This is a genomic window from Sphingobacterium siyangense (assembly GCF_007830445.1).
GTDB lineage: Bacteria > Bacteroidota > Bacteroidia > Sphingobacteriales > Sphingobacteriaceae > Sphingobacterium > Sphingobacterium siyangense.
This window is the reverse complement of record NZ_VLKR01000006.1, coordinates 171,010-184,434: the sequence shown is the minus strand read 5'-3', so window position 1 is coordinate 184,434 and position 13,425 is coordinate 171,010. Positions and strand designations below refer to the sequence as shown.

Below are 13,425 nucleotides of genomic sequence, written 5' to 3'. Positions count from 1 at the left end.
TTCGAATGACAATGAAAATGATGAAAAAAATAATAGCAATTGTATTGCTAACAAGTATATTGGGTTGCAAAAAAGATCTTTTGGATACCTCCCCATATTCATCGGTCTCCACGGCAACGATGTGGACAACCGACAATTTAACTGATTTAGGGATTGCGGGGATCTATAGTTCCTTTCGACTCTTAATGGGGCATAGCGGACTGATCTCACCTTATGAACTTTATCAGTTTGACCGTTTCTCCTATACTGGGCAGGCACGTTTTGATGAACCCTTATTGACCGGTACCATCACCGCCGGCGATCCCTTATTTGTGAATGTTTGGAAGATTCAATATGAAGGTATCCAACGTGCAAACGATGCCTTAAAGAATATTCCCCTAAAATCGCCTTCTACAGCGGAAAAAAAAGCGAAATATATTGCGGAAGCTAAATTTCTACGTGCTTACTTTTATTTTCGGCTCAATCAGCTCTACAAAGGGGTTCCCATCTACCTTGAGCCGTTTACTGCAGCCGAGGCCATCAAAGGACGTAGTTCGGAAGATGATGTCTGGAATCAAATCCTGGCAGACTTGAACGATTGTATCGCAGAAACTAATTTTCCGGATCGTTATCCTGCGGGAAATGCGAATTATGGCCATGCAACAAAGGCGGCAGCTTATGCCTTACGCGGTAAAGTTTATCTTTATCGAAAAGATTGGACAAAAGCTTCGGCAGATTTTCAAAAAGTAAAAGATGCTGGCCACTCACTCTTCGGAGATTATAAAGCTTTGTTTAAAGAAGCTAATGAACAGTGTCCTGAGATGATTTTTTCTATTCAGCATCGGAGTGAATCAGGCTATGGAAATAATATGCAATTGTTTTGTGGCTGGCCCTCGGTCTATTCGCGTGGCTGGAATTATTACATGCCTTCACCACATTTGGTCGATCTCTATGAAAATAACGATGGTTCTAAGTTTGAATGGGATAAAATTATTCCAGGATACAGTAGTTTAACCGAAAATGAAAGGGAGGTGTTTTTTCTGCGCAACAATCTCACGGAGGCCGAGAAAGCTGCTGCAACGTTGAGAGGTGCAAAGATGAGTCTTTACCTACCGCAAGGCAATGAGGAGCGTATAAAAAAAGCCTATGAAAATCGTGATCCCCGTTTGCAGGCCAATGTCGTGACGCCTTATTCGACTTTTAGGGGTGCCTATAATTTTACGAATGTTGAAAGTCTTCAATTTATGCGTTGGCCATTTCGCGGGCAGGCGCAGGTAGACGGCGATATTCAGAGTGATACACAGATCAATTTTTTCTATTTCTATCGAAAATTTGTCGCTGAAGGAGTCAATGAGATTGTGGATCGCAACTATGGTCCAATCGATTTTCCGATTTTCCGCTATGCTGATATTTTATTGATGTGGGCCGAGGCCTTGAATGAAGAGGGCAAACTAAATGAAGCTATAACAAAAGTTAACGAAGTTCGTCAGCGTGCGGGAGTAGCACTTTTAAATGCCAATGCTGCAACTGCCGTTGGCGGGAAGGAGGACTTACGCCTACGTATTCGTAATGAACGTCGGGTTGAGTTCCCGAATGAAGGGATCAATTACTTTGACGAATTGCGCTGGGGAACCTGGAAAGAGAAAGTATTTCAAGCAGGCAATGGACGTAAGCAGGTTTGGGGGACAAATGTTGGGAATTATAGCTATAAGGGTGACTTTTTGAACGTATGGCCTATCCCGACCTCAGAAATACAGATGAACGTAAACCTGGTGCAGAACCCAGGTTGGATCGATTAGTTTTATGGATATAAAATGAACCTAAACATGATTTTTTTTAGATATAGCCTATACTTTATTTATTTTTTGAGCCTTTTTCATCCTTTTTTTCTACGTGCGGATACAAGCGATATGGTAAAAAAAGGATTTGATTTGGCTCAGCGACAGTACGCTTTGTTGTATAAAGATCATAGCGATCTGCGTAAGTATCCACGATCGGCAGATCCCAAGGGGAAAACAACTTTTACTGATATCCGGGACTGGACGGGTGGTTTTTGGCCAGGCTGCCTTTGGTATGTTTTTGAGTATACCGGCAAGGATCAATGGCGGGACGCTGCACTAAAATGGACGAATTCATTACGCCAAAATCAATATAATACGCAGCACCATGATATTGGTTTCGTGATGAACTGTAGTTATGGAAATGCCTATCGGTTAACTGGTGATACTACATTCAAATCAATTTTAATCCAGAGCGCCAAATCGCTATTGACACGTTTCAATCCGAAGGTTGGTGCAATTAAGTCTTGGGATACCTTTTCCTCTTGGGATGGTAAACATAGGTATGAATTCCCTGTCATTATCGACAACATGATGAATTTGGAACTTCTTTTTTTAGCTTCCAAATTATCCGGGGATTCTGTTTATCGTAATGCCGCTATTCGACACGCCGAAACGACGCTGAAAAATCAATATCGCGCAGATTACAGTTCTTATCATGTGGTTACCTATGACCCCAATACCGGTGCTGTATTGAGCCGGGAAACAGCACAGGGTTTTTCGGACAATTCAGCTTGGGCTAGAGGGCAAGCCTGGGGATTGTATGGGTTTGTCGTGATGTACCGTGAAACGAAGGACCCTAAGTTTTTACAGGCTGCGCTAAAAATGGCTGAGTTTTATATAAAGCATCCGCGCCTGCCTCAAGATAAGGTGCCACAATGGGACTTCGATGTAAATCAAGCTGGATTTGTCCCAAACTGGAATTATCGCAAAGCAGATTTTGAGCCTATTCCACGGGATGCGTCGGCAGCAGCGGTTACTGCTTCGGCATTGCTGGAACTGGTTGACTACATGGGAACTGGACAACAACAGGAATATTTGGATGTCGCCGAAGCGATCTTGCGCTCATTGGGTTCACCGCAGTACTCCAGTGCGGTTGGAGCAAACGGTTTGTTTGTGCTGAAACATAGTGTAGGCAGTATTCCGCATAAAGGGGAGATTGACGTCCCGCTAGTGTACGCAGATTATTATTATCTAGAAGCATTAATGCGCTGGAACAAGCGAAACCATCAGCTTACACAATTGATGAACGAATGGGGGGAGATGAATAGACAGAAGGCAAAGGCATTAAAAGATTTTCAGCAGCAGAAATTTGGTCTATTTATCCATTGGGGGCTGTATGCTATTCCGGCAGGTATATGGAATGGGCAAAAAATGGAAGATTTGGGTAGCCCGAGTGTTGCTGAATGGATTCAACTGGTTGCAAAAATTCCTCGGTCTACTTATGCAAAATTGGCGGATCAATTCTCCCCGCAATCTTTTGATGCCGATAAAATTGTTAAAATGGCCAAGGGTGCAGGGATGAAGTATCTTGTTGTGACGAGTAAACATCACGACGGATTTGCCCTATATGGTTCAACGGTTAGTTCATTCAATAGCAAACAGGCTACGCCCTTTAAACGCGACATCATTCAGGAACTTTATGATGCTTGTCTTCGGCATAAACTCGATTTTGGTATCTATTATTCACAGAATATCGACTGGCGGGATGGTAGCGACGGGCAATATGCGGTAACAAAGGCACAGCATGATCTTGTTCATGCCAAAACCGATGCTTTCGGTGTCAATCTTTGGGATCCCAGCGAAAATTCTTTCGCTTCGTATCTCAACGAAAAAGCAATTCCTCAGGTAAAGGAAATTTTGACGCGGTTTAAACAGTTGAAATATATCTGGTTTGATATGCCGGGATTGATGACTGCAGAACAGAGCTTTCGGTTCTATAAAACTGTGTATGATTGTAATCCACGTGTTATTGTCTCCGAGCGAATTGGCAATGGTATGGGCGATTATGCCATTCCTGGGGATAATCGGATTCCTGACTCTTCTGAGCGTTTTACCAGACCTTGGGAAGCCATTGGAACATTCAACCATTCCTGGGGCTATAAATCTTATGACCACGATTGGAAAAATGTGGATGAATTAAGGTATTGGCTCCTTGAAATTGTCAGTAAAGGAGGAAATTATATGCTTAATATTGGTCCAGATGCACAAGGAAATGTAGCCACACCGGTAAAGAAAAATCTTGCTATCTTAGGGAAATGGTTGCGGCGCAATGCCGAAGCGGTTTATGGGACATCGCCTTGGACCATTTCGCATGAGGGACCAACAACAGTTCGGATAACAGATACCGAGCAACGGGAAAGGGAAGGATTTAAAGTATCTTTTACAGCCTTGGATTTTTGGTTTACACAGAAGAATGATTTTGTATATGCGATGGCTCTTGTAGTACCCAAAGATGGAATCGTCAACGTACAGTCCCTGAACCAAAATATGGCTAAAGTGAAATCAGTGGAAATTCTAGGGTTTGGTCGGATCGATTTCCAGCAGGATAACCATGGATTGCAATTGAAATTACCCAAGAAGATACAAAACAGCAGCTTGGGCTATGCGCTAAAAATAAAACTAAGCTAATCCCGCTATTAGCTTTATCAATTATAACGATGTTGAATCTATTATTAAAAACAAAAAAAATACGCTTTTTGCCATTATTGCTCTGCTTTAGTATATGGTATGTGCAAGCGGTTGGACAAAAAAAAACGGATAATTTTCGCTGGGACGATGGACAAAAAGTACTTTTTTTAGGCAATAGCATTACTTACGCGGGGCAATATGTCGCTATGACAGAAAGTCTATTCCTGAGCAGTCACCCGAAAAGGAAACCTCAGTTTATTAATTCGGGCTTACCAAGTGAGACCGTTTCTGGACTCAGTGAACCGAATCATGCCGATGGAAAATTTCCACGCCCCTGTCTATTTGATCGACTGGACAATGTGCTTGATAAAATAAAACCTGAGGTTGTTTTTGTTTGTTACGGTATGAATGACGGCATTTATCTCCCTTTTGATGCTATCCGTTTTGAAGCCTATAAAAATGGAATTATCCGTTTGCACAAACGTTTGGTCGATCAGGGCGTCAAACGCATCGTATGGATGACACCTCCAGTGCATGATGATCCGCAGCTTCGGCTCAATGGCTACAATAAAGTATTGGATCGTTATGCCGAATGGCTTATCGGCTATGCCAAGATGCAGTCCTGGGAAATCATAGACCTGCATTTTCCCATGCGTCGTTACTTGGAAGCTAAGATCGAGAAAGACGCTCAGTTTAAACTGGCCGCAGATGGGGTGCACCCCGGAGAGTTGGGGCATTGGCTAATGGCTAAGGAAATAGTACAGCACCTGATGCCTGATTTCCCGATTGAAAGCGCATGGGATGACAATTTGCGCAGTCAACCAAAACTTCGCCAGTTATATACGCTTGTTTTGAAAAGGCAGACGATGATGAAAGACGCATGGCTCACCTATACAGGTCATAAACGACCTGGACTATCCAAGGGAATTCCAGTAGAAGATGCAAGCAAAGCATATGCTGTTATTCAGGATGAAATTAAAGCGTTGGGTTTCTGATCGGCGATAGCTTGCAATCCGAATAAATGAACTTTTATGTATAAATCTATATCATGATGAAAATCAATTTTTTTAAATGGAAGTGTGCAGCAGCTGTGGGAATGTTGCTGTGTATGACCGATGTTGCTATTTCACAGACCAAATCGCCACCGTATGAAGGTGTTGCAGGTTGGCAGGAGACGCAAGATAAACGTATGGAATGGTTTAAAGAGGCCCGTTTTGGACTGTTTATCCATTGGGGATTGTACAGTGCTGCAGGTGGTTCTTTTGAAGGGAAACAATATCCACAACATTATGCCGAATGGATACAAACCTGGGGGAAAATTCCCAGTAAGCAGTATGCCGAAGTACTGAAACCAAAATTTACTTTAGGTTCTTTTGACCCAAAGTCCTGGGCACGCCTTGCGAAAAAAACGGGAATGAAGTATATGGTACTGACCTCCCGACACCACGAAGGCTTTAGCCTGTTCAATAGCCAGCAACCTTATGCTTTGAAAAATGATGTTACGGGTACGGCAAATTTATCGCCGAAAGGAAGAGATCTTTACCGCGAAATTATGGATGCTTTCCGTCAGGAGGGAATGAAAGTAGGAGCTTATTATTCGCTCTTGGATTGGCAGCATCCCGATTCTTATGAAGCTTTTCAGCTGAACCCGAATGTGAATAAGCATCAGCCAGATCATGAACGTTACAAAGCCTATCTCTATGGGCAAATCAAGGAACTTGCACAAAACTATGGACGGCTGGACGTGCTGTGGCCCGATTTCAGCAGTAAACAGCATGAGGGGGAAGCCTGGGGGACAAAGCATATTTTGACAGACCTGATCAAATGGCAGCCTAATATTATTATCAATAATCGATTTTGGAACGGACTCGAAAATAAGAACGGTGATATCGGAACTCCCGAAAAATATATTCCACCAACAGGTTTGCCGGGTATGTACTGGGAGGTAAGCCATACCATGAATGAAAGTTATGGGTATAGCGCCCATGACCAAAATTGGAAAAGCTTTCCCAAGATCATGCAATTATTTGTGGAAACGGTGAGTAAAGGGGGAAATTTCCTGTTAAATGTCGGACCCGATGGTGACGGAGCCATTCCTGAACCTGCGGTGCGGATTATGGAGCAAATCGGGGAATGGATGAAGGTCAATGGCGAATCTATTTACGGTACCACCGCGAGTCCTTTCCAAGCCTTGGATTGGGGGTATTGTACCCAAAAAAATGGGAAGCTGTATCTGCATGTTTTTGATCGTCCGGCCGATGGAAAAATAAATCTGCCCATCAAAAATAAAGTGACGGCTGTCTACGCCCTAGCTTCACCTAAAATGAACTTAAAATCCACTTTAGAAAACGGAAGACCAGCAATTCCTGTCGATATCTTCGACAATAAGAAAGGACCGAAGGTTATTGTGGTCGAAATCCAGGGAAAGCCAATTGTTGAGGAAAGCCTGACCCAAACACAGGCAGATGGACGTATCGTGATGAACGCAAATAATGCAAAATTACAGGAAGGAAAGGGATTAAAAATTATTGGTGCACATACCCATGATCCAAACCGCCCGAACGCCATTGGTCAATGGAAAGACCTTGCGGATAAAGTTTTTTGGGATATCAAAATTCAAAAACCAGGGAAGTATCGTGTGCTCGTCAATTATCTGGCGAATAGCAAGCAGCACGGAAAAATTGTACTCTCGATACTCGGGCAGCAGATCCAGTGGACATTCGTAGCTGAAAAAGAAGCTAAATTTAAGGAAGTGGCTATGGGGATCATTGAGGTATCCCAGCAAGTAATTGGTGAGCCCAGTACCAAGGTGATTTTGCAGGCTACAGCCATCGAAGGCGATACTTTGCCAGAGATTGCTTCGATTACTTTGGTTCCTATACAAGAATAAACTATCTTTAAGAAAACCTGAACAAATCATCCATACATAAACCATTTTGCCGCCAAGAAACGGATAAATACGTATAAGGCAAGCAGAAAAATAAACTATCCATAAAGAATGAAAAGAAGAGAATTTATAGCCAAGGGAATTGTGTCCACTTTGGCTTTTACAATTGTTCCGCGCGTTGTGTTGGGAGGCAATGGATTTCTTGCCCCAAGTGATCGAATCAATCTTGGGTTTATTGGTGTCGGAAAACAATCCTATACCTTGATGAATGGCCTCAATCGCTGCAAGGAAATCGCAAGTCTGGCTGCCTGCGATGTAGACCGTAATAAGTTGGCCGCATTTATTGCTGCGACAACGAAAAAACAAACGGAATTGTCAAAAGCACAGACCGAGATCAAGGCCTATCATCATTATCGGGAACTATTGGATCGGAAAGATATTGATGCTGTTGTCATTGCTACACCCGATCATTGGCATGCGCAGATTGCAGTTGATGCCGCTAAAGCTGGCAAAGATATTTATTGTGAGAAACCCCTTGCATTGACCATTGCCGAAGGTCGTGCCATGGTCGATGCAACCCGAAAATATAAACGTGTATTTCAGACGGGCAGCATGCAGCGTTCTTCCTATAATTTTAGACAGGCAGCAGAACTGGTTCTCAATGGCTATATCGGCAAAATCAAGGAAATCAATGTTTCTGTGGGCGAACCGGTCAAACAATGTGACCTTCCCTCTATGCCAGCCCCCGATTATCTCGATTGGGATATGTGGGTAGGACCTTCACCATATCGGGGTTATAATCCGATATTAAGCCCACCTTTGGAAGATGATAAATGGGCCTGGTGGCGCGGTTACCGTGATTTTGGTGGCGGTTACATCACCGATTGGGGTGCACATATGTTTGACATCGTACAATGGGCCTTGGGCATGGATGAATCGGGCCCTGTTCAGTTTAATCCACCCAAGGAGGCCAACAGCAATAGCGGGCTCTCGTTTAGCTATGCTAATGGCGTTCGGGTAAACCATGTGCAGTGGGGAGTACATAATGCGATCCAATTTATTGGTGAAAAAGGTAAGATTGAAGTAAGCCGCGAATTTATCCGCTCGAATCCAGAAAATCTGGCGAATCTTAAACTGACTTCTTCTGATCGTCGTTTGTATTATAGTGATAATCACTATCAGGACTGGGTTGATGCGATCAAAAAAAGAAGTAAGCCTATCTGTGATGTTGAAATAGGTCACCGGACGAGCTCAGTGTGCAATGCCATCAATATTGCGTATGAACTTCAAAAGGATTTAAAATGGAATCCACAAAAAGAACAGTTCGACAATGACTATGCTAATCTCATGCGCAGTCGCCCTTATCGCGGGGAATGGGATTTTAGAAAGTTCTAGTCTTTAAGACAAGTTTTCGATACAGACCTGACAAGATTTTTTTGTCAGGTCTGTATGTTTATTGATCAATAAATCCACAACAATTTAGTGCCGAAGAATCTTATTTTCGACAATAACTAGTGATATAAATCGAATTGCCTACTTGACAAGTTTGAACTCCTATTTTCTTATGGTCACCTTCGCTATTTACTCGTTTTATAAACGGATCTTACTCGGAGTTTAGTCGGTATTTATTCGCTAACAACCGAAGAAGTACCGAACAAGCACCGAGCAAGTACCGAAGAAGCACCGAACAAGCATCGAACAAAGTTATAACTAAGCCCGAAAAAGGTATCAAGTAAAACTAATTTTTTGACAGGCCGAAATTGGCATTCGAAGTTGCTACGAATCAGTCCTATTTAATCGAAATTGCTCCTGTTGTGACAAGTGATTTCAAAAACTTACCCGCAGGTAGGTATTTCTTCAATTGGGATGAAGAAGCTACTTTTGAAATATTCAAATTGACGATTAAAGGGAAAGACGATATATTGGGCTTGATTTCATTTGAAAGAATTTCAAAGGAGATGCGAATCCATGTGAGGTTATTAATCGCATCAGTAGAAAATGTAGGGGCAGCTAAAATAGACGACTCCTTACGACCCAAAACCCAGATCGCACAGCATTATATCGACAAATATAAAATAAATATTACCGGAATGACACGTAGTTTAGAGATTCCGGAGATTTTTGAGTTGATTGAATTTTATGACCATGATAACTAAAAAAGCAAAGCTCTTGGATACGGTCGAATATGGTATGAGTCGAGAAGAACTTGAAAAGAAAATTTGCTATTCTGGACAGATAATTGCTTTATTTGTATCCAACAATTATTACATTCGAACAGCAAAGGGAATCTAGATATGTCGCAATTAACAATAGTAGATCTGGCCAAAAAACTCGGCTTGTCAAAATCGACCGTTTCCCGTGCATTTCGGGATAACGTGGACATTAATCCAGCGACAAAAGCTCGGATTTTGGCTATGGCCGAAGAAATCGGTTTTTCGCCAAATGTTTATGCGAGTAGTCTAAAGGCAAATAAAAGTCTGACCATTGCGATTATTATTCCCGAATTTGGCAATAAGTTTTTCTCGCAAGCCATCAAAGGAATTGAGGCTGTGGCGCGCTCCAAGGGTTATCATACCTTAATTTATGTGACGGATCATCAGGTGCAAAATGAAGCCTCAATCGTACGTTCACTGGCCAATGGACGAGTGGATGGCGTTATCATTTCGGCTTCGGGTGAGGGTAAAGACCATTCGCATTTACAACTTTTGGCAGAGCGCGGTATTCCGGTCATGTTTTTTGACCGTGCATACGACGATTGGAAGGGGGGGTATATTACGGGTAATGACTTCGATTCGGCTTACCTGGCAACCAAACACCTGATCGATAATGCCTGTAAGCGGATCGCTTATCTTGCAATCAATCCGAATGTTTCCATCGGAAAGGTGCGTAAAGATGGTTACGAAAAGGCCTTGCAGGAAGTGGGGATCCCGATTAGACCGGAGCTTATTTTGGATACGGTGAATGATGCCGATCAGAATATGAAAGATATTGCCGACCTGATCGAACAGGAGAAACCCGATGCCATATTTGCCTCGGTAGAACGTCTTGCTATTTCGAGTATACGGGTGGCCAAACAGCTCGAAATTCGTATTCCGGAAGATCTTAAAATCATTTGTTTTTCTTGTTTGGATATTGCCGATCTGATTGACCCGGCGCTGAGCGTAGTGAAACAACCAGCCTATGAAATGGGGCAATTAGTAACAAAATACCTATTGGATAAGATGGAAGACCCCGAAAATACTAAGTTTGCTAATTCGGTTTACCTTGATTCCCAGCTTATTTTTCAAAAATCTAGCCTGAAATAAGAAAAAAAATATTTGTTTTTTGTAATCCCATTATTTAGCTTTGAATACTTTCGGGAACATTCCCGAAAATATTTAAATAATCAATTTTTATAAAATATTGGATAGGGGAATCCAGCAATCGCCATAAGCGATTTCTTTTTACCTTGATTTCGGGAACGTTCCCAATTTCAGATTCCAAGTAAAGCTAATTATCGATGGGGAAGCATATCTCTCGTTTAATAGGGTATCTCTGGGTGATTGTCCTATTATCATCATGTGCAAATAAGAAAGATATCGTGGATGTCGAGCAACCTCCTGTTATTGAACAGCAGGGATCTGGTTTGCTCAATCTTTCCGCCCCATTTATCTATTGGGATCAGGAAATTACGCTTCAATTTGATCTTTCGAAAGGAAATGCGGCTCTAAAAGGTAGTACTACCGACCTGTACCTACACGCCGGATTGATTCCTGTCAATGGGGGCAGCTGGCAACATGTAGCAACAGATTGGTCAAAGAATGACAATGCTTATAAACTTAAATTTATTTCTGCTGGTTTATATTCATTCACATTTACCCCCTCCAAATTTTTTAACCTGACTAATGGCGGAGAATTTGGTCAGATGGCACTTTTAGTCCGCAATGGTGATGGGTCGCTGGTCCAACGAAACAAAAATAATTCAGATCTATTTCTTCCTCTTGTAACGAGCAATACACAGGCCATTCGTTTTGTTTCGCCTACGCTGCAACCCACAGATCCAATTACCCTGGAGCAGATGTACACCGTTGGGGATAATCTGAAGTTAAAAGTACAGGCAACGCAGTCCGGAAAAATCAGTATCTGGGATAATGGTTTATTGCTTGCTGAATCTTCTGCTGGGCTGTCATTAGAAAAATCGCTCAGCCTACAGAGCAATGGCCTGCACGAGCTTGAAGCACGTCTTGAGGCCGGGGGCAAAATATATTTCAGTAAAGCACAGTTATTTGTGCAATCAAAACCTACCATCGCTGCACTCCCGATAGGCGTCAATGCAAACGGAACAACCATAAACAGGGAAAAAGGAGAGGTCAGTTTTGCGCTCACAGCACCATTAAAAACGAGTGTGTATGTCTTGGGCGATTTTAATAACTATAAAGCATTACCAGCCTATGCGATGAGCCAGACACCGGATGGAAAAACCTGGTGGGTTACCGTATCGAATCTGGATTTCTCTAAAAAACAGACTTATCAGTTTTTGGTGGACGGTCAACTGAATGTCGCCGACCCCTATGCTGAGCTGATTCTTGATCCGCAAAACGACGCGGCACTCGGGCTGACCGCGGCGGCTGTACCCGCTTATCCCGCTGCTGCGCAGGGAGTGGTTGGCGTATTGGATCTCCCAGCCAAGTCTTACTCATGGAAAACCACGCTATTTAATAAGCCAGCTCAAGGTGATTTAGTTATTTACGAACTCTTGGTCCGTGATTTTGTCAAACAACATCAATATACCACATTGAAAGACTCTTTGTCTTATTTAAAACGGCTGGGTGTAAATGCGGTAGAGCTTATGCCTGTACAGGAATCGGAGGGGAATTCGACCTGGGGTTATAATCCTTCTTTCCACCGCGCTTTGGATAAATATTACGGCTTAAAAAACGACTTGAAAGCCTACGTAGATGCTTGTCATGAAAATGGTATTGCCGTGATTTTGGATGTTGTTTTTAATCATGCTTTTGGTCAATCCCCGCTAGTACAGCTTTATTTTGAGCAGGGCAACGTAGCTGGCAATAGCCCTTGGTTCAATACGGTTGCCAAGCATCCGTTCAATGTTGGCTTCGACTTTAACCATGAAAGTAGCTATACACAGACTTTTGTTAAGGATGTTTTGACCTATTGGATGCAGGAGTACAAGATTGATGGGTTCCGATTTGACTTGTCTAAAGGGTTTACACAGAAAAATTCGGGTACCTCAGAAAGTGATTTAAGTGCATGGAATGCTTACGATGCGTCACGTGTGGCTATCTTGAAGCAATACCAGCAGCATATTCGCAGCATCGATCCCTCGTGTTATATTATTCTCGAACATCTTGGCGGAGATCAGGAAGAGGCCGAACTTGCGCAATCGGGGATGTTGCTATGGAACAACATGAATGCGGTCTTCAATGAGGCGGCAATGGGCTGGAATGCCAACAACGGCTCGGATTTAGGCAGATTATTCCCTTCGGGCCATGGCATGACACAACCTTCGTTTGTGTCTTATATGGAAAGCCATGACGAACAGCGGCTGCTGTTCAAATGCCTGAATTACGGCAATTCATCAGGTAGCTATAACGTCAAGAACCTCAGTACGGCATTAAAACGTATGGAACAGGCCGCCGTGTTTTTATTGGCTTCGCCTGGACCTAAGATGATCTGGCAGTTTGGTGAATACGGCTATGATGTGTCTATCGATGAAAATGGGCGCACAGGCGAAAAACCATTGTTGTGGAGCTATCTACAACAAAATGATCGCAAAAAGCTCTTTGAGACCTATGCCAAACTTACACGTTTCAAAACCAAAAATAGCATTTTCCAAAACGGGACGATTATCACATCGGCTATGAAAGATGCCGTTAAATATTTTGTTCTCGAAAAGGAGGGACAACAAGTAGGGGTACTTGGCAATTTTGGGGTAGAAAGTGTGGACTTTGCCTTGCCGGCAGCGTTGCAGGGGCAGTGGGTCGATAATTTTACGGGAAAAGAGCTCAATTGGTCAGGCCAGTCAAAATTGAGTCTCCTACCTGGGCAGTACCAATTAATAAGCAAAACAAAACTAAATAAATAAATAAA

General features: G+C 42.7%; 9 protein-coding genes. All 9 read left to right on the top strand.

Translation table 11 applies throughout. From position 1 onward, the window contains the following. Positions 1 to 17 precede the first annotated feature (17 nt). The 9 genes from IQ31_RS07905 to IQ31_RS07870 all read left to right on the top strand — a co-directional run bounded on the left by IQ31_RS07905 (position 18) and on the right by IQ31_RS07870 (position 13,420). Complete coding sequence (locus IQ31_RS07905; protein WP_244294418.1) at positions 18 to 1,778, top strand: RagB/SusD family nutrient uptake outer membrane protein; 1,761 nt, start codon at positions 18 to 20, stop codon at positions 1,776 to 1,778. Between the two features lie 27 nt (positions 1,779 to 1,805). After that, positions 1,806 to 4,448 (top strand): alpha-L-fucosidase, encoded by a 2,643-nt coding sequence (locus IQ31_RS07900; protein WP_145327664.1) that lies wholly within the window; start codon positions 1,806 to 1,808, stop codon positions 4,446 to 4,448. A gap of 29 nt (positions 4,449 to 4,477) precedes the next feature. Continuing rightward, positions 4,478 to 5,443 carry an SGNH/GDSL hydrolase family protein gene (locus IQ31_RS07895; protein WP_145327663.1) on the top strand — a complete coding sequence of 322 codons (966 nt, stop codon included), beginning with the start codon at positions 4,478 to 4,480 and terminating at the stop codon, positions 5,441 to 5,443. 53 nt (positions 5,444 to 5,496) lie between these two features. Then, entirely contained in the window at positions 5,497 to 7,338 is a 1,842-nt protein-coding gene (locus IQ31_RS07890; RefSeq protein WP_083663536.1) for an alpha-L-fucosidase, read from the top strand. Positions 7,339 to 7,446: 108 nt separating this feature from the next. Then, positions 7,447 to 8,730: a Gfo/Idh/MocA family protein gene (locus IQ31_RS07885; protein WP_145327662.1), complete on the top strand. Its 1,284-nt coding sequence runs from the start codon at positions 7,447 to 7,449 to the stop codon at positions 8,728 to 8,730. Between the two features lie 365 nt (positions 8,731 to 9,095). Beyond that, the gene (locus IQ31_RS07880) at positions 9,096 to 9,491 is read left to right on the top strand and encodes an N-acetyltransferase (protein ID WP_145327661.1); all 396 of its coding nucleotides are present in this window, start codon (positions 9,096 to 9,098) and stop codon (positions 9,489 to 9,491) included. Then, on the top strand, positions 9,481 to 9,627 hold the full coding sequence (locus IQ31_RS27290) for a hypothetical protein (RefSeq protein ID WP_157698396.1): 147 nt from the start codon (positions 9,481 to 9,483) through the stop codon (positions 9,625 to 9,627). The genes IQ31_RS07880 and IQ31_RS27290 overlap by 11 nt, the downstream gene beginning before the upstream one ends. 2 nt (positions 9,628 to 9,629) lie before the next feature. Beyond that, entirely contained in the window at positions 9,630 to 10,640 is a 1,011-nt protein-coding gene (locus tag IQ31_RS07875) for a LacI family DNA-binding transcriptional regulator (RefSeq protein ID WP_088160635.1), read from the top strand. A 194-nt stretch (positions 10,641 to 10,834) separates the two neighbouring features. Next, positions 10,835 to 13,420 (top strand): alpha-amylase family glycosyl hydrolase, encoded by a 2,586-nt coding sequence (locus tag IQ31_RS07870; protein ID WP_145327660.1) that lies wholly within the window; start codon positions 10,835 to 10,837, stop codon positions 13,418 to 13,420. The last annotated feature ends 5 nt before the right edge of the window (positions 13,421 to 13,425 follow it).

Excerpts from the sequence above, each read along its gene's own strand:
- IQ31_RS07890 (WP_083663536.1), top strand. The coding sequence starts at position 5,497 with ATGATGAAAATCAATTTTTTTAAATGGAAGTGTGCAGCAGCTGTGGGA.
- IQ31_RS07870 (WP_145327660.1), top strand. The coding sequence starts at position 10,835 with ATGGGGAAGCATATCTCTCGTTTAATAGGGTATCTCTGGGTGATTGTC.
- IQ31_RS07875 (WP_088160635.1), top strand. The coding sequence starts at position 9,630 with ATGTCGCAATTAACAATAGTAGATCTGGCCAAAAAACTCGGCTTGTCA.
- IQ31_RS07905 (WP_244294418.1), top strand. The coding sequence starts at position 18 with ATGATGAAAAAAATAATAGCAATTGTATTGCTAACAAGTATATTGGGT.
- IQ31_RS07895 (WP_145327663.1), top strand. The coding sequence starts at position 4,478 with ATGTTGAATCTATTATTAAAAACAAAAAAAATACGCTTTTTGCCATTA.
- IQ31_RS07885 (WP_145327662.1), top strand. The coding sequence starts at position 7,447 with ATGAAAAGAAGAGAATTTATAGCCAAGGGAATTGTGTCCACTTTGGCT.
- IQ31_RS07900 (WP_145327664.1), top strand. The coding sequence starts at position 1,806 with ATGATTTTTTTTAGATATAGCCTATACTTTATTTATTTTTTGAGCCTT.
- IQ31_RS27290 (WP_157698396.1), top strand. The coding sequence starts at position 9,481 with ATGATAACTAAAAAAGCAAAGCTCTTGGATACGGTCGAATATGGTATG.